The 17,508-nt window shown below is 52.1% G+C and carries 17 protein-coding genes and 2 tRNA genes; 15 read left to right on the forward strand and 4 right to left on the reverse strand.

Features of this window, described 5'->3' with window-relative positions:
* Nucleotides 1-153 precede the first annotated feature (153 nt).
* The 4 genes from rbsK to BM412_RS06185 all read right to left on the reverse strand — a co-directional run bounded on the left by rbsK (nt 154) and on the right by BM412_RS06185 (nt 2,470).
* Nucleotides 154-1,071 carry a ribokinase gene (rbsK, locus tag BM412_RS06170; protein WP_091220234.1) on the reverse strand — a complete coding sequence of 306 codons (918 nt, stop codon included), beginning with the start codon at nt 1,069-1,071 and terminating at the stop codon, nt 154-156.
* Between the two features lie 715 nt (nt 1,072-1,786).
* Nucleotides 1,787-1,863: transfer RNA gene (locus BM412_RS06175), tRNA-Pro, on the reverse strand.
* A 7-nt stretch (nt 1,864-1,870) separates the two neighbouring features.
* Nucleotides 1,871-1,946: transfer RNA gene (locus BM412_RS06180), tRNA-Thr, on the reverse strand.
* A gap of 65 nt (nt 1,947-2,011) precedes the next feature.
* The gene (locus BM412_RS06185) at nt 2,012-2,470 is read right to left on the reverse strand and encodes an N-acetyltransferase (protein ID WP_177245683.1); all 459 of its coding nucleotides are present in this window, start codon (nt 2,468-2,470) and stop codon (nt 2,012-2,014) included.
* Between the two features lie 148 nt (nt 2,471-2,618).
* On the opposite strand from BM412_RS06185, the gene BM412_RS06190 reads away from it, so the two are divergent.
* The 15 genes from BM412_RS06190 to BM412_RS06260 all read left to right on the forward strand — a co-directional run bounded on the left by BM412_RS06190 (nt 2,619) and on the right by BM412_RS06260 (nt 17,443).
* Complete coding sequence (locus BM412_RS06190) at nt 2,619-3,995, forward strand: aspartate aminotransferase family protein (RefSeq protein WP_091215253.1); 1,377 nt, start codon at nt 2,619-2,621, stop codon at nt 3,993-3,995.
* A 22-nt stretch (nt 3,996-4,017) separates the two neighbouring features.
* A complete protein-coding gene (locus BM412_RS06195) occupies nt 4,018-5,295 on the forward strand; it encodes a M20 family metallo-hydrolase (RefSeq protein WP_091215255.1) in 1,278 nt (425 codons plus the stop codon).
* Between the two features lie 3 nt (nt 5,296-5,298).
* A complete protein-coding gene (locus BM412_RS06200) occupies nt 5,299-6,642 on the forward strand; it encodes an NAD(P)-dependent oxidoreductase (protein ID WP_091215258.1) in 1,344 nt (447 codons plus the stop codon).
* Nucleotides 6,643-6,668: 26 nt separating this feature from the next.
* The gene (gene preA, locus BM412_RS06205; RefSeq protein ID WP_091215260.1) at nt 6,669-7,946 is read left to right on the forward strand and encodes an NAD-dependent dihydropyrimidine dehydrogenase subunit PreA; all 1,278 of its coding nucleotides are present in this window, start codon (nt 6,669-6,671) and stop codon (nt 7,944-7,946) included.
* Nucleotides 7,947-7,951: 5 nt separating this feature from the next.
* Nucleotides 7,952-9,355 carry a dihydropyrimidinase gene (hydA, locus tag BM412_RS06210; protein ID WP_091215262.1) on the forward strand — a complete coding sequence of 468 codons (1,404 nt, stop codon included), beginning with the start codon at nt 7,952-7,954 and terminating at the stop codon, nt 9,353-9,355.
* 9 nt (nt 9,356-9,364) lie between these two features.
* Nucleotides 9,365-9,586 carry a hypothetical protein gene (locus BM412_RS06215; RefSeq protein ID WP_091215263.1) on the forward strand — a complete coding sequence of 74 codons (222 nt, stop codon included), beginning with the start codon at nt 9,365-9,367 and terminating at the stop codon, nt 9,584-9,586.
* Nucleotides 9,587-9,736: 150 nt separating this feature from the next.
* Complete coding sequence (locus BM412_RS06220; RefSeq protein WP_091215266.1) at nt 9,737-9,976, forward strand: hypothetical protein; 240 nt, start codon at nt 9,737-9,739, stop codon at nt 9,974-9,976.
* A 587-nt stretch (nt 9,977-10,563) separates the two neighbouring features.
* Nucleotides 10,564-11,682, forward strand: a complete 1,119-nt coding sequence (locus tag BM412_RS06225) for a slipin family protein (protein WP_091215269.1) — start codon at nt 10,564-10,566, stop codon at nt 11,680-11,682.
* Between the two features lie 222 nt (nt 11,683-11,904).
* Nucleotides 11,905-12,792 (forward strand): phytanoyl-CoA dioxygenase family protein, encoded by an 888-nt coding sequence (locus tag BM412_RS06230; RefSeq protein WP_091215271.1) that lies wholly within the window; start codon nt 11,905-11,907, stop codon nt 12,790-12,792.
* A 177-nt stretch (nt 12,793-12,969) separates the two neighbouring features.
* A complete protein-coding gene (locus tag BM412_RS06235) occupies nt 12,970-13,641 on the forward strand; it encodes a PspA/IM30 family protein (protein WP_091215274.1) in 672 nt (223 codons plus the stop codon).
* A 142-nt stretch (nt 13,642-13,783) separates the two neighbouring features.
* Complete coding sequence (locus BM412_RS06240) at nt 13,784-14,188, forward strand: DUF350 domain-containing protein (RefSeq protein WP_091215276.1); 405 nt, start codon at nt 13,784-13,786, stop codon at nt 14,186-14,188.
* Nucleotides 14,189-14,213: 25 nt separating this feature from the next.
* Nucleotides 14,214-14,720: a DUF4178 domain-containing protein gene (locus BM412_RS06245; protein ID WP_091215279.1), complete on the forward strand. Its 507-nt coding sequence runs from the start codon at nt 14,214-14,216 to the stop codon at nt 14,718-14,720.
* Nucleotides 14,721-14,735: 15 nt separating this feature from the next.
* Nucleotides 14,736-15,473, forward strand: a complete 738-nt coding sequence (locus BM412_RS06250; protein ID WP_091215281.1) for a DUF4247 domain-containing protein — start codon at nt 14,736-14,738, stop codon at nt 15,471-15,473.
* A gap of 145 nt (nt 15,474-15,618) precedes the next feature.
* A complete protein-coding gene (gene lplT / locus BM412_RS06255) occupies nt 15,619-16,833 on the forward strand; it encodes a lysophospholipid transporter LplT (RefSeq protein WP_091215284.1) in 1,215 nt (404 codons plus the stop codon).
* Nucleotides 16,823-17,443 (forward strand): DUF4269 domain-containing protein, encoded by a 621-nt coding sequence (locus BM412_RS06260; RefSeq protein ID WP_091215286.1) that lies wholly within the window; start codon nt 16,823-16,825, stop codon nt 17,441-17,443. Before lplT ends, BM412_RS06260 begins: the two co-directional genes overlap by 11 nt.
* The last annotated feature ends 65 nt before the right edge of the window (nt 17,444-17,508 follow it).

The raw sequence follows: 17,508 nt of genomic DNA on the forward strand, positions 1-17,508 counted from the left end.
GTCGAAGAGAGGTACTTTGTACCGCACATGAGCGAGAAAGTAGCTCGTCTAGGGATCTACATTGGCGGAAATGAGGGGGAAACGTGGAAATCAGAGATATGCCAAAAAGGAGGTAAGCGACCTAAGTCGCTTACCTCCTTTTCATCAAATAAACTAATTCAAGTTCTGAAGCGTCGGCATGCCGTCCTGCGCGCCGAATACGGTGACGGAGTAGGAAGCTGCTTTTACGGCCAGCGGCAGCGTTTGGTCGAGCGACCAGCCGCTTGCAATGCCGAAGCACAGCGCGGCATTAAACGAGTCTCCTGCGCCGGTCGTGTCTACGACCTTCACGAGCGGTGCAGGCACCGTGACGATGCCATCCGCAGTTGCGCACGAAATGCCATGTTTACCGCGCGTCACAATCAAGGTTTGATCGGGGTATTGTTGCTGCCATGCGGTCATGCGCTCGAACAGCTGCTCCTCCGATGTAATCGCAGTGCCGCAATAAAGCTCAAATTCAGTCTCGTTCGGCGTAAAATAGTCCGCCATCGCGATTTGCTCTTTCGTAAGCGGAAGGGCAGGGGCCGGGTTCAAAATCGTGCGAACGCCGGCTTCGCGCGCGATCCGAAGCGCTCTCTCGACAGCAGGCATCGGAATTTCCAACTGAACGATAAGCACATCCGATTGGCGGATTAACTCAGCATGAGCCGCGATGCTTTCCGCGGTGTTGTGCCCGTTTGCGCCAGGTACGATTACGATGCAGTTATCCTCTGACGTGTGCATGATGGTCGCCGTGCCTGTCGATGCGCCTTCCAGCTTGGAGATTGCTTCCGTGTGCACACCGAAATTCCGCATCCGTTCCATGATTTCCGATCCGAAGGCGTCCCCGCCAACAGCACCGATCATCTTAACTTCAGCGCCGAGCCGTGCACAGCCGACGGCTTGATTCGCGCCTTTGCCGCCGGAAATGTAGTGAATCTCATCGCCTTGCACGGTTTCGCCAACCTTTGGCATCCGCTGCATTTTCAGAACAAGGTCCATATTCAAGCTTCCTGCTACCGATATCTTGGGCTGCTTTGCCACAATGGTCATCCTTTCATGCGAAGCTGATGTAAGCGTTTCTATCATTTCCTGAATATAGCATGTGCTAAATTGAAGCGTCAATGCGCCATATTGACATTTATTGCGCTTTCCGCGCGCAAGTTCATTCGACCTTTCGCTCAGATGAACTTTCCGTATACCTGAATCGATCCACTAGACAGACCAAAGGAATATAAGACAAGTTTGTAGCAATGAATGTATTCATTGTTCAGAATGGACAACAGCGTAAGCGGACCTGTCCAGCGGTCAATTTTGACCATTATAACAAAAAAAGTACATTCCCTGTGTTAACGGACACGAATGACCATTAGAAAGAATATTTCACGGTTTTCTCTGCCTTTAGGCTCGCTTATGGACACAAATGACCGCAAGAAAGCTAAAATTACTATTAATCGATGTTAACGGACACCAATGTCCGTATCACTAGCCTTGAGGGGGTCGCTCCATAAGCCCCCTTGAAGTCTGGGGTTTGACACTTGCATGGTCACTTAAGAAAGGGATGCCCCAATCCCGATTTAATAGATGACTATGCTTACTCGAAGAGGACCTAGCGGTAAGACGCCGAGCTCATATCCGCTAAGCTCCGCCCGCACAGGCGAACGCCGAGGGGTCTCACCACCTCCACGAATCAAAATAAAAAAAAACCTTGAGCTTAGGGCTCAAGATTCTCTTCTATAACTCTATTCTATGATACATTATGTATATATGGTCGGGACGACACGATTTGAACATGCGACCCCCTGGTCCCAAACCAGGTGCTCTACCAAGCTGAGCTACGTCCCGCGGTAAGTGGTGCCGGCGAGAGGATTCGAACCCCCGACCTACTGATTACAAGTCAGTTGCTCTACCAACTGAGCTACACCGGCGCGCGTGATTACCGAAACACAAGACGTATCTTACCACAGAAAAAATAATTTATGCAAGTCCCATTTTAAAAATTTTTATTGGTCCAATGAATTTGATTCTGCTCATCGATTGTGAAGCCGAACTTGGTGTAGAAATGACGGAGTCTCTCCAGATGCTCCTTATGTTCGGCGGCCTGCATACGTCCCTCGATAGAACGAATATTCTCCTCCACAGCCCGCGTTAGTAACTGTTCCATCATTAATGAACCGTAGCCTTGATTGATTTTCTCACCCAAAATGCGAATGTACTGTAGATTCCAAGCACGTCGTCCATCAACAGCTGTGATGTACATATTGAGGTCATTAAGATGACGTTTGGTTGCAATCCCGGTAGCGAACACAATTCTCGCATGGATATCAAAACTTCCGGTCGGGGAGTAGAGAATGACGGTATCGCCCTGCCTTGTTTGCACAATCCGGTGTACGTAACAATTGTCGGTTGAAATGAGCTCAATCTGCGTAAGGATGCAGTTTTCGATCATCATCAGTGACCTCCCGGTTTGGATGAGCATTCCTGTATGTACATATTATGTAGAGCGGAATAAGAAATGACAACCTATTGCCATATCGACGAAAGAGGCCGAATAAACTGAACTAAGAAGTAGAGCGACATGGGCGAAAGGGTGGGGAAAAATGAGCGGCGATCAACCGGTATCGGGCGCGGAGGAATGGCTTTCGAAGGATCGGAAGTATGTTTGGCATCATATCTCGCCTCATAATGATAACCCGCTGATTTTTGTTTCCGGGGATGGCTGCTGGATAACGGATGCGGAGGGCAAAAGGTATTTCGACGGCATGTCGGGACTGTGGTGCGTCAATGTCGGCCATGGCAGAGAGACGATTGCGCGGGCTGCCTATGAGCAGATGAAGACAATCGCATATTCGCCAATGATGCAGTCCCATGTTCCGGCCATCGAGCTGGCGGAGAAGATCAACGAATGGCTGGGCAGCGATTATCGTATTTTCTATTCCAATTCCGGCTCGGACGCGAACGAAGTAGCTTTCAAGATTGCTAGGCAGCATTTTCATCAAAATGGGGAGCCGTCCCGCCATAAATTTATTGCGAGGCATCGCGCTTATCACGGCAGCTCCTTCGGCGCACTCAGCGCAACCGGTCAAGCACAGCGCAAGCTGAAATACGAGCCGCTTGGCGCGGGCTTCGAGCATGTGCCGCCGCCGTATTGCTATCGCTGCCCGTTTGGACAAACCTATGGCAATTGCAAGCTGGAATGCGCCGAAGCCATCGAGGACGCGATTAATTGGGAAGGTGCGGATTCCGTCGCAGGCGTCATCATGGAGCCGGTCATAACCGGTGGGGGAATGATCGTCCCGCCGCCCGAATATTTGCCGAAGGTACGCGAGATTTGTGATAAATATGGCGTACTGCTCATTATAGACGAGGTCATTTGCGGGTTTGGCCGATCGGGAGAGCGGTTCGGACATCACAACTACGGTGTCGTGCCGGACATCGTCACGATGGCGAAAGGACTGACCAGCGGGTACTCGCCGCTCTCCGCAACGGCTGTCCGTGCGAGCTTGTACGACAGCTTCAAAGCGAAGGAGGCGAACAGTCACTTCCGGCATGTGAACACGTTTGGGGGGAATCAAGTATCGTGCGCGGTTGCGCTGGCGAACTTGGCGATTTTGGAAGAGGAAGGGTTGGTGGAACGGTCAGCCTATTTGGGTCAAGAGCTGGGGCAGCGGCTCCAAGTGCTGCGAACGCATCCGCATGTCGGCGACATTCGATTGTTCGGTTCGGCATGCGGCATTGAGCTTGTGGAGGATCACGTTTCGAAGGTCCCGGCAGCGGCAGATAAGATGCTCAGCGTCATCGGGGAATGCAGGCGCCGAGGCCTGCTTGTGGGCAAGAACGGCGATACCGTTCCGGGCTTCAACAACATTATTACGCTATGTCCGCCGCTGATTACATCGGATGAAGAGCTTGAATTTATAGCGGGAACCGTCATTGCGGCAATCGAGGCTCTAACCGCTTCCCAGCCTGTCAGCTGAACAAGAAAGGAGTCGAAGGCATATGACAGCATCCGGGAGCCCGGCGATAAACAGAGAGCGACTGCATCGCAGAATCGATGAATTGGCACAGATCGGCAAGCTTGGCGATACCGGTGTTTGCCGCCTAGCGCTGTCGCAAGAGGACTTGCAAGGTGTGCTGCTGGTCAAACGATGGATGGATGAAGCCGGATTGCAGACTCGAATCGATGCGTTCGGCAATTTATTCGGACGTCTTCCGGGCAAGGATGCCGGTAAGCCGCTGTTGATGGCCGGTTCGCACATCGACTCGCAGCCCTATGGCGGAAGATTCGATGGCGTCATCGGCGTGCTCGGCGCGCTGGAGGCGGTGCAATCCATGGCAGAGCAAGGCATTGTGCCCGCGATGCCAATCGAGATTGCCGCTTTCTGCGATGAAGAAGGCTGCCGCTTCAACAAAGGATTGTTCGGAGTCCGGGGCATCACCGGGAAGCTGGAGGAAGGAGAGCTGGAACGGACAGATGCCGCAGGCGTGACCAGACGCGAGGCGCTGCTTGCTTTTGGCGGTGACCCGGATGCATTCGAGGCAGCCCGTTATCAAGAAGGAGCCGTCGGCGCCTTTCTGGAGCTGCATATCGAGCAGGGACCGGTATTGGAAGCGCTGGGTCGCCCGATCGGCATTGTAAGCGGGATATCCGGTCCGCTTTGGCTGACGGTCGAGATGACGGGATTTGCAGGGCATGCCGGTTCCGTGCCGATGCCGATGCGCAGAGACGCACTGGTTGGGGCAGCCAGCGTCATTTCGGCGCTGAATGCACTGTCTCGCTCAGAGCCCGGAGCGCCAACAGTCGGAACTGTAGGCGCATTGACCGTATTCCCGAACTCGCGCAACATCATTCCGGAGAAAGTGACATTCACAATCGATCTCCGGGATATCGACATGGAGCGTAGAAGAGAACGGGAGACGCAGCTTTGGCGGATTCTGGAAGAGGTGGCACAGGAGCACGGTTTATCCTACACGGTGCGCGAGGATACGAACAGCGAAGCGAGATATTGTGCGGATCGAATCAAGCAAGTGATGCATGAAGAGGCAGCTGAGCTGCTTGCATACGCGCCGCCTGAGCTGATGAGCGGTCCGTTTCATGATTCGCTGGCCATGTCTCATGTGTGCGATTACGGGATGATTTTCGTCCGGTGCAAGGATGGAATCAGCCATAATCCGCTGGAGTATTCCACGCCGGAGGATATCGAGCTGGGAGTAGAGCTGCTGTATCGCACAATGGTACGCATGTCTACGGTAGAGGGCGAAGAGAAAGGGGGATAAGCCTTGTTTATTTCGGTTGAAGCGTTAAAGCGAAATTTTGCCGAAGTGAAGGCGGGGATGCGGCCGAAGGAAGCCGTCGAAGAGTCCAACCGCTGTCTTTACTGCTACGACGCGCCTTGCATACAAGCTTGTCCGACAGGCATTAACATCCCCTCCTTCATCAAAAAAATCGCAACGGGCAACCTGACCGGTTCGGCCCGTACCATCATGGATGCGAATCCCGTTGGGGCGAGCTGCTCGCGTGTTTGCCCGACAGAGGAACTCTGCGAAGGCGCATGTGTGCTTAATCATTCCTCTAAGCCGATTCGCATCGGAGACTTGCAGCGTTATGCAACGGACTGGGCCATCAAGAATGAGCAGCAGCTATTCACGGCCGGTAAACGTAACGGTCGGTCCGTTGCTGTCGTCGGAGGCGGGCCCGCAGGATTGTCGGCTGCACGGGAGCTGGCCCGGTTCGGGTTTGCGGTGACCGTGTTTGAAGCGAAGGAGCAAGCAGGCGGGCTGAACACGTATGGCATCGTGTCGTTCCGGCTGCCGCAGCCGATCGCGTTGTGGGAGGTCGAGCAGGTGCGCCGGTTAGGCGTCGAGATCCGCACGAACACGGCAGTCGGCCGCGACATTTCCGCGGAGGAGCTGCTCGGCGGATATGACGCAGTGCTGCTGTCTGCGGGCATGTCGAAGGTGCCGATGCTTGGCATACCCGGTGAAGAGCTGGCAGGTGTATATGATGCAATCGAGCTTGTGGAATTAACGAAAGTATCGCTTACCGCGGAGCTTGCCGGCCGCAATGTCGTCGTTATCGGCGCGGGCAACACCGCAATTGATGCGGCAACCTGCTCCGTACGTATGGGCGCTTCTCGCGTGGAAATTTGTTATCGCCGCTCGCAGCAGGAGATGACGGCCTACGAGTTTGAGTATGAGTTTGCGAAGAGCGACGGCGTTGCTTTTCGCTGGTTGACCGCGCCTCTTCACATTATTGGAGACGAGCAGGGCCGTGTGAAAGGAATCGAGTGTATTCGCATGAAGCTCGAAGCCGCTGAAGAAGGCGGCAGAGCGCGGCCGGTAGAAGTACCGGGCAGTGAGTTCACCATTGAGGCAGATGCGGTCGTGAAAGCGATCGGACAGTCCAGGCATGTATCGCTGATCGATCAGTTTGGATTGGCGCATAAACGTGGCATTGTAACGGTTGATTCAGCGACCTATTTAACCTCTAACCCGCGCATTTACGCGGCAGGCGATATTATTTTCGGTGATGGGCAAGGGGAAGCGATGGTCGTCTCGGCTGCTCAGCAAGGGAAGCTTGCTGCTTATGCAATCTATCGTCAGCTTGCGGCAGACAGCGTTTAAATTTCTAGGAGAGGCAGGACGTTCCGATGACTGACTTGCGGATTAATTTGGCTGGCATCGAATCACCGAACCCGTTCTGGCTTGCATCTGCTCCGCCTACGAATACCGGGTATCAGGTGCAGCGCGCGTTTGAAGCAGGCTGGGGCGGCGCGGTGTGGAAAACGCTCGGCGATCCCATAATCAATACCTCATCTCGATTCGCCGCCGTTCATTTTAACGGACAACGGGTCGCGGGCTTCAACAATATCGAGCTGATTACGGATCGACCGCTTGAAGTGAATTTGAAGGAAATCGCCGAGACGAAGAAGCTGTTCCCTGATCGCGCGCTTGTCGTGTCTCTGATGGTGGAGCCGAAGCGGGATAAGTGGCATGAAATCGTCAAGAAGGTGGAGGCCGTTGGCGTCGACGGGCTTGAGCTGAATTTTGGCTGTCCGCATGGCATGGCTGAACGCGGGATGGGCTCCGCGTCAGGTCAGCAGCCTGATTTGGTTGAGAAGCAAACCTACTGGGCGAAGGAAGCGGCACGCACGCCGGTAATTGTGAAGCTGACGCCGAATATTACCGATATTACCGCTACGGCGCTGGCAGCCGTCAGAGGCTGTGCGGATGCGATATCGCTGATTAACACGATTAATTCGCTCGCCGGCGTCGATCTCGACACCTGGAACACGATACCGCATGTTGGCGGCAAGGGCTCGCATGGCGGATACTGCGGACCTGCCGTGAAGCCGATCGCGCTGAACATGGTAGCGGAATGTGCAAGGCATCCGCGTATCGATGTGCCGATTTCCGGCATCGGCGGCATTTCGGATTGGCGGGATGCCGTCGAATTCATGCTGATGGGCGCAACCGGCGTGCAGATCTGCACGGCTGCGATGCACCACGGTTTTCGAATCGTGGAGGATATGATTGACGGCTTGAACAATTACCTCGACAGCAAAGGGATTGCGAGCGTCAGCGAGTTGACCGGCCGCTCGGTGGAGCGTTATACCGAGTGGGGGAACCTGGATTTGAACTATGCCGTAACGGCGCAGATCGATACCGAAATATGCATCTCCTGCAACAAATGTTATATCGCTTGCGAGGATACGTCTCATCAATGCATTGACCGATTGACGGATGACACGGGTCGGAGTTATTTGAAGGTGCGGGAAGAGGATTGCGTCGGCTGCAATTTATGCGCGATCGTCTGTCCGGTCGAAGGCGCTATCGAAATGATCGAGCAGCCTGCGTCCGGCATCGCCATGACATGGAATGAACGACAAGCGGCGATTGCGACGCTTAAGCAGCGGAAGGAGGCATGAGCAGGATGGCCAAAATCATTCAAAACGGTATAATCGTAACCGCTGCGGACGTTAGCCGCGCGGATCTGCTCATCGAGAACGGGATTGTCACCGCAATCGGCAGCGATTTGCTTCGGTTAGCGCCTCAAGCGGAAGTTATTAATGCTGCGGGCTGTTATCTGTTCCCCGGAGGCGTCGATCCCCATACGCATCTCGATATGCCATTTGGCGGTACGATTACCGCTGATGATTTCGAGACCGGCACCATCGCGGCAGCTTACGGCGGTACGACGACGATCATCGACTTCTGCCTGACAGACAAGGGGAAGCCGCTCAGCAGCGCGATTCGAACATGGCATGAGAAGGCGCAAGCGAAAGCCGTCATCGATTACGGTTTCCATCTGATGATCAGTGAGATTACGGATGAGGTGCTGGAGGAACTGCCGGCCATCATCAACGACGAAGGGATAACATCGTTCAAAGTGTTCATGGCTTACAAAAACGTCCTTCAAGCCGATGACGGCATACTGTATCGTACCTTGCTTAGTGCTAAGGAGCATGGCGCTTTGGTTATGGTGCATGCGGAGAATGGCGACGTCATCGATTATTTAATCCGCCAAGCATTGGCAGCAGGGCATACGGAGCCGATCTATCATGCTTTGACGCGCCCTTCCGTATTGGAAGGCGAGGCGACCGGGCGAGCTGTGCGCTTGACCGGACTCGCGGATTCGCAGCTGTATGTCGTACATGTGACTTGCGAGGAAGCGGTGCGGCAAATTGCCGACGGACGGTTGGACGGACTGCGCGTATGGGGAGAGACCTGCCCGCAGTATTTGCTCCTCGATATCTCGTACTTAGAGAAGCCGAATTTCGAGGGAGCCAAGTATGTGTGGTCGCCACCGCTGCGCGCGAAGGAACATCAAGAGGCATTATGGAATGCGCTGAAGAATGGGCAGCTGCAGACGGTCGGCTCAGATCAATGTTCGTTTAATTTCAACGGGCAGAAAGAGCTTGGTTTAAGCGACTTCAGCAAAATACCAAACGGCGGCCCGATCATCGAAGACAGATTCAGCTTGCTCTATTCCGAGGGAGTCGAGAAAGGCAGGCTTGGTCTCAGCCAGTTTGTTGATATTATCGCTACCCGAGCTGCGAAGCTATTCGGCATTTTCCCTCAGAAAGGGACGATTGCCGTCGGCAGCGATGCGGACATCGTCATTTTTGATCCGACCGTCAAGCGGGTTATTTCGTCCGAAACGCATCATATGAATGTCGATTACAATCCGTTTGAAGGGATGGCCGTAACGGGAGTTCCGGTATCCGTTCTCAGCCGCGGGGAGTTTATTATCCGAGATCAGCAGTTTGTCGGCACGCCGGGAAGCGGCAATTTTCTGCGTCGCAATAAGTACGTCAGCTTGAGCGAGAAAGGGTGAATCGGCGCCATGTCGGAGCACAGCGAATTTCTGGCGGAGAAAGCGGCCATCGACGGGTATTTGGAGCAGGGATACCGCATCGTCGGCGTCATCGAGGATTTAAGCGGCGATAAACTGCTTCTTGCGCCTCCCGGTGAGGCAGGGAACGCCAAACTGACGACGCTCCATCTGCGGAATGCCAATGCACGGAAGTATTGGTCCACTCTCTTATTGACTCAAGGACAAGGATAGCTTACGCAGCGTCTCGGATAATTCCGAGACGTTTTTTATTGTGATTCATTCCGGTTTATTGCAGATCGTTCAAGGAATTCGACTACAGCGGATCGAATTCGTTAGTCGTAAGGAATTCGCAATGATGTATAACCGGAGAAGGGGATTGCAATGAGTAACATCGACAAACGGAATCGTCTGGATGAGGAAGTTTTCACTTATCGGGTGACGAAGGACAATAAGGTGTTTATTTCGTATATGGGAAGGCAGGTTACGTCTTTAGTTGGTAAAGAAGCGGATAAGTTTTTGACCCGAATCAGCGGACAGGATTTCAAAGCCGTTCAGCTTGTCATGGCAAAGGTGACCGGAAATTTCAAACGCGGCAATGAGAAAGACAGTAAACGAGAGTAGTGCATTATTAGAAGCAACCATATAAGGCATGAAACCGACTGAAGAATCAGTCGGTTTTTTTATATTTTCGAAGACGTCGTAATACTTGTGCCATGTTCGCCATGCGGCGCTTGCATGATAATAAAGGAGCTTGCTGCTCAACCGGCCTAACCGGGCGAGGATGTCTGTTCATCCCGCAGTACTTGGCACGATGTGCCGAAGTGTGCTGTAGGCCGGGAATGACTTCAAGCTCTGAAAAGGGGTTCGAATCCCCGATCGCCTGTAAAGCGACTATGGTTTAGCCGAATTCGACGTCAAGTCGAAACTACACGATTCTGATGACGGAGCTCTCAGTCCGAAGCGGACACTGAAGCAGGAGCTTGCAGTTCGCGGATACCGCATGAACTCGCCATGCAAGTTGTCTTTGAGATGAATAGGGAAGGCAGAGCAGCCCAGATGCTTGATGAGGCAGCCCCTGCCACCGGAAAACCTCAGAGACAGTGCACAGCGTAACATGCTTAAGCGCAACTCCGCTGCCTGATATCGGGAGAGCTCTCGATCAGATTCAACTTAGCGTTCTTCAACAACCCCTAGGAGGTTTGATATACATGTTCACGAAAATCAACATTCAAAGCGACCAACGCGGATTACTATTCCAAAAAGGAAGCTACGTACGGTACTTGGAGCCGGGAGTTTACCGTTTCTCCCCTTTCAGTGATGCAAAGGTAGAGGTACTTGACATTACGAAGCCTTTTCAGGTTCCCGGTAAAGATCTGGAACTCTTCCTGCATGACGAGCGGCTGCGTGCGGACCTTATCGTTCTGGATATGTCGGACGCCGAATTGGCGCTAAGGTACGAGGACGGTAAGTTCGCTGGCTTATATCGCACAGGGAAGTATGCCTTCTGGAATGTGCTCAAGAAACACTCGTTTGTGCGTGTTGACTTGACCAAACCGGAGCTGACGCCCCAAATTGACTTAGCAATATTGCCTCATCTAGGCAACTTGGTACAGATATTTGATGTTGGTGCGCAGGAAACAGGTCTGCTCTATTACAACAATGTATTAGAGCGGCAGCTTGGACCGGGGAAATATTACTTCTGGAGGAGCAATGTTCAGGTTATCGTGAGAACGATTGATCTGCGGAGGCAGCAGATCGATTTGACCGGTCAAGAGATGTTGACGCAGGACAAAGTGCCGCTCCGGCTCAACTTTGTGTGTCAGTACCAAGTTAAGGATTCGCTTCAAACCATTCAAATCCGTTCTGTTGAGGAGCAGCTGCATATTGCCTTACAGCTCGTATTGCGGGAGTATGTGGGTACATTAAAGCTCGATGAATTGCTGCAGATGAAGCGGGAGGTAAGCGAATTCGTGCTTCAACGGCTTCGCGAGAAGCAAGGGGATTACGGGGTAGAATTTCTATCTGCCGGGGTGAAGGATATCATTCTTCCAGGAGACGTGAAGGAGATTCTGAACACGGTTATTCTAGCTGAGAAACGGGCACAAGCTAACTTCATCACGAGAAGAGAAGAAACAGCGGCAACCCGGAGCTTGCTGAATACGGCGAAGCTCATGGATGAGAATCAGACGCTGCTTCGTCTGAAAGAGCTGGAATATCTCGAGAAGATCTGCGAGAAGATCGGTACGATCTCGCTCATGGGCAGCAGCGGCGGAGGCTTGCTGGAGCAGCTTAATATGCTGCTGAAACCGAATAATCCCGGCGCATAGTTACGCCAATCGACAAGACTGACCACTACCTAGACTCAATGAGCCATTTCCTATTCATTCCAGCAAGTTTAATGGTGTAGTTGTCAGTCTTATGAAATTGGTGGACTATGACCCTATTTCCTTCTTGTTCCTTGATAAAGGAAGGTACATACATTTCGGCGCCGAATTTCTATACATACAAGTATAAGTATCAAGGACAATGTTACTTTGGGAGGAATTGATATGACTGTAAAGGTGAAAATCGGCGAATGTGAGTTGGACATGAACGGTCCTTATTTGACGGAACTGAGGGAGTCCAACGATATCCTTGACGACGAAGCGAAACTGCGCGAAAGGCTGAAAGAAGACGGCTATCTGTTCATCAGAGATTTTCATAATCGCACGAAAGTACAGCAGGCAAGGCTGGCTTTCCTGCAGCGCATCAATGAGCAAGGCAAGCTGATGCCTGGCACGGACCTGGAAGAAGGCGTCATAAATGCAAGCAATAAGGCAGCGGGTTTCCAAGGCAGCGAGAATCAACCGCAGGAGCTGCTTGATGTTGTGAACAGCGAGTCGACGATGCAGTTCTTCGAACGATTCCTCGGCGGCGAATGTATCACTTACGATTACAAATGGGTGCGCGCCGTTGAGACGGGCGGATTCACGGGTGCCCATTACGATATCGTCTACATGGGGCGCGGTACGAAAAATTTATACACGCTATGGACACCGCTTGACGATATTCCGTATGAATTAGGCGGGCTTGCGATATTGCTTGGCTCCCAGCATTTCGATCGCATACGTGAAACGTATGGTCAGATGGATGTCGATCGCGATCGCGTGGACGGCTGGTTCTCATCAGATCCGCTGGAATTGATCAACCAGTATGGCGGCTGCTGGGCGACGGCGGAGTTTAGAGCCGGGGATGCGATTCTGTTCGGGATGTATACGATGCACGGCTCCCTAACGAATCAAACGAACCGTTACCGGTTCAGCGCGGATACGAGATACCAGCTCAAGTCGGAGCCGGTCGATGAGCGCTGGATCGGCGCGAAGCCGAAAGGTCATTATGGTTGGCATGCAGGCCCGACGGTCAGCATGGAGGATGCAAGAGCAAATTGGGGCGTATAAGAATGATCAGGAGTCTTTCGCGATTGCAACTGCGAAAGGCTCTTTCTTGTCTGACGTTCCTATGGTAAATTAGGGGAAGGCTGCAACAAGACCGAATATTTGTGAAACGAATGGATTCACTTGTCGTATTAGAGAACATGAACGCATGCGAACACCATTTTGAGGAGGAAACGAAACATGTCTGTATTTAAACGATTGCGCGACCTTACCTTGTCGAACGTATATTCTCTTATTGAGAAAGCCGAAGATCCGATTAAACTGACCGATCAATATATCCGCGATATGCAAGAGGATCTGGAGGATGCGGAGAAAGCCGTTGCATCCCAAATCGCGATCGAGAAACGGTTCAAGCAGCTGTACGAAGAGCAGGATGCACTTGTTCAGAAACGTGAAGAACAAGCGCACACAGCCGCTTCCATGCAGAATATCGAGCTGGCAAGACGTGCACTGGAAGAGAAGAAAGCAGCCGAGCAGAAGCGTGACGAATACAAAGTCAGCTACGATCAGAACAAAGCATCCGCAGACAATCTTCGCTCCAAGCTGGGTGAAATGCGCGAGCAGCTGACTGAAATGAAGAACAAGCGTGAAACGCTCGTTGCCCGTTACAAAGCAGCGAAAGCGCAAGCTGAGATTAACAAATCGATGGCAGGCTTCAGCTCCGATACGGCGATGTCCGGATTGAAGCGCATGGAAGAGAAAATGCTGCAGGCTGAAGCGCAAGCGGAAGCAAGCAATGAGATGAACAGCAAAGCCAAGTCGCTGGACGATGAGTTCGAAGCGCTCGGCAAGAATAAAGCCGTTGACGATGAGCTCGCGGCGCTTATGAAGAAATACGAGAACAAAGAGTAACGGGTGGAGCTTTATCCGCAAGTGGCTGCTTAGGGAAGAACGTCTGCCGGCCGGAATCATGCACATTGCTTGATTCCACGCCCTGCGGCGTTTTTTCTTTGCAGATAGGCTGCGGCACAATGGATGACGGAGGAATAATCGAATGACATTGAATGAGATGGTAGCAATATTCGTATGGACCGGTGCCGGAGCGGTGCTGTTAGTTGTACTGATGGCAGTGGATTCCTTGTTTACCCGGTATAAGGATCTGGAAGAAATCAAGAAGGGTAACGTCGCGGTGACGAGCCGTTTTGTCATGAAGCTGCTCGCGCAGGCTTATATCCTGTCGCAGTCGATCTCGACTTCGAATCATCTCGGTGAAGCGTTGCTCGTATCCGTCATTTCGTTTGTCATCTTATTGCTTGTGGAGAGCTTGGTGGAATACGTATTGCGTTCTACGGCAGGACTTGATCTGAGTGAAGGCACGAAGGACAACAAGCTGTCGCATGCGCTGCTGGCGGGATCGCTTCACGTTGCAGGCGCACTGATCATCGGTTCGTGTCTGTAAACTTGAACAATAGGGAGTTATCGTCATGAGCTTATTCAAACGTATTAAGAATATAATGGCCAAGCCGGAGCCGGCGAAGGTGGAGAAAAGCGTCCTGACTATTGGCCCCGGCGATGTTGTGGAAGTGTCGCTTGTTACGTATCAGGTTGTCGGCCGACTGCATAACCGTCAGCGAAATCTTATCGTATTAACGCTTCAAGACGGTTCCGCTATCCAATACTTAACCATTGAAGAGCGGGAACGTACCGAGTATGCTTTGTACAATTCCATCGATGGGCGGCTCGATTCGGTCGAGGAAGTACCGACGGAATTAGAATTGGATGACCGTGTGTTCCATTTGGAGGAGCAGTATTCAGGCCTCGTTACGGCAACAGGCAAGACGCCGTTTGTGCAAGGCGGAGAGCAATACGTCTGGCAGTATCAATCTGACGATATGAAGCTGCTGCGTATTGAATGGCAGGATGGCCGATTCATGCTTTATGAAGGTGAAGATGTGCTTCCGGCCGATGTTCGCGTTCTCCGCGGCAGTTAGGAGATGATGAGTGGGATGCGCAAAGCCAGCTATTTAATCAAATTATTGCTTGTTGTAACGCTCATTGTTCCACTTCTTGCGGCTTGCGGCTTGAACAAGACGATCGAAGAGAACTATCCGCTTGAGTCCGTCAACGGCAGCGGGAATGAAACGTCCTATGTATACCGCGCAGCAGGTGTCAGCGTACCTGAGGTGGCGAAGGCGCTCATCGACGAGTCCAAGCCGCAGCAGCAATCGCCGGAGAAAACGGACCATATGTTTCTTGTCTATTCGGATCGCGTAGTCCATCTGCAGCAGGATGCAGCTAAGCCGGAAGATACACTGATTGAAGTGGATTCCAAAGAGTACGTCCGCAACAATTACAGCTCCAGCTTCTTACAAGGTTATTTGATCGCCAGCATTTTAGGTGATTTGTTCGATAACGGCCGTTATGGCCATGGCACTTATCGCGGTTATACGGATCGGGATAAGTACAAGCCGAAAGGCGGCACGTACCATGCGCCGTCGGTTCAGGAGAAGAAAGCCGTTCCTCCGATGACGGTTAATCGGACCGGATCAATCTTCAAACGTTCGAAGAATGCGGATACCAGCAAGGTGGGCGAAGGTGGGCTCTTCAACAAAGCTCCCCCCAAGACCGGTAAAATTACGCGTGATTCCGGCGACAGCAAGAAGTCAGGCAGCTGGCTTACGCCGCGCAAATCCTCGAAACCGAAGACCAGAGTCGGATTCGGCAGAGTAACAAGGCGACGATAAACCAAGAGATCGGTAATGCAGACTTAGTGCTGCTAATACCGGTCTTTTTTTTGCTGGTTTCGCATGTTCTTACTTTAATTCGAATGCGGCATTAGGTATGATGGAGAGATCATAATGGCTGCATGTAATAGAAAGGGGAACTGAAATGAAACGTTTGCTGTCACCGCTGAATACGGTCGTACTCACGCAATTTTTGAGCGCATTCGCGGATAATTTGAACTTTTTTCTTATCGTGGGCATGGTTAAGCGGCAAGGGGTCGACAATCCGGATATCGCCGTCAATTACATACAGATCGCATTCCTCTGCGCCTACGTGATTCTTGCTCCGGTCGTTGGCGCATTTGCGGATAAGAAAGCGAAATCGAATGTGCTGCTGCTAGGCAATATTCTGAAAGCGATCGGGATTGGGCTGCTGCTCTTCGGTTTACCGCCGGCACTTTGTTATGTATTTGTCGGTATAGGAGCTGTTGTCTATTCACCCGGGAAATACGGCATCCTCACCGAGCTTACCTCGAATGAAAGCGAACTGCTGCGAGCGAATGCCAAAGTCGAGGGTTCAACCATACTTGCGATTCTGCTTGGCACAGTGGCAGGCGGTTTCCTCGCGCAGAATTCGGATCTGCCGGCCGTACTGACATGTTTGGCCGTCTATCTGTTGTCGTTGTTCATGACGCTGATGATTCCGGCCAAAGCAGGAAACAACTCCTTGCGTTACAGCAAAGAAGCAGTACAATTTCTGCGTGATTTCACCTTGCTGTTTCGCAACGCCCGTGCTCGGTTCTCCCTGATCGGCACCGGATCGTTCTGGCTCACCGCTGCAGTGCTGCGCATTGCGCTTATTGCTTGGCTGCCGCTCAATCTCGGGATCGAAGATACCGATCAGCAGTCGATGATGATTGGCGTAACGGCAATCGGCGTCGTATGCAGCGCGTTCCTAACGCCGAGGCTCGTTCCGGCAGGCAGGCTGCACCGCGCATTCTATTATGGACTCTTTATGGTCGCGTCCGTTATGGTCGCATCGTTAACTTATGTACTGTGGATGACGATTCTCCTGCTCTTCTTAATTGGTCTCTTCGGCGGCATCTTCGTTATTCCGCTGAATACGATGCTGCAGGAAGAAGGCAAAGCGCTGATCGGATCCGGCAAGACAATTGCGGTGCAGAATTTCGTGGAGAATATTCTTACGGTCAGCGGACTCGTGATTTATTTGACGCTCAGCCAGATGAATGTGTCCGTTAACGGCTCCGTCATCGGGATTGGACTCGTGCTGCTCCTCTTCATCCTGTTCCTGGCAACGCAGGTGGGCGGCATAAAGGAAGGCGGAGAGACCGCTCCGTTAAAGCAAAGACATGAGCACTAGTTATGCAGAAGGGTCGTTCCATTTCGTGAATTGGAAGGACCCTTCTTATTTGCTGGACGGAAGTCCTGTCCAAATCGAAGTGTATCACCTGCTGAGGAATCGCCATCTCTTCGAGAAGCTTCGTCTATATTCGCCGATACTAGTGGGAACTGTACCGATCGGGATTAACGTAGCAGGCAGCGATCTGGACCTGATCTGTGAAGTGGCGGACTTCCATGCCTTCGAAATCGAGATGTTTGCGGCGTTCAAGCAGGAGCAGCACTTTACGATCGTTCGAAGAGTTGTGGCCGGCTTGGAACGCATCAAGGTGAATTTCACGCTGGAGCGCTGGCCGATCGAGATATTCGCGCAATCCATACGGACTACTGAGCAGAACGGTTACCGTCACATGGTTGTCGAAGCGCGGCTGTTGGCATTGTTCGGTCCTGCTTTGAGAGCGGAGATCATACGTCTGAAAGAGAATGGTTTCAAAACGGAACCGGCTTTCGCGAAGGTGCTCAAGCTGGAAGGAGATCCCTATTTGAAGCTGCTGGAGCTGGCAGATTGGACGAATGAGCAGCTGCTTGCGTTGAATGTGGCTGACTGGATAAACAATTATCAAGAATCGTAGAAAAGATGTATCTCCATTAGCGAATGTCTGTTAAAATATACGGACTCAACTCTTTTGCTAGGAGG

Origin of the sequence: Paenibacillus sp. BC26 (genome assembly GCF_900116125.1) — a bacterium.
Lineage (GTDB): Bacteria > Bacillota > Bacilli > Paenibacillales > Paenibacillaceae > Paenibacillus_Z > Paenibacillus_Z lignilyticus.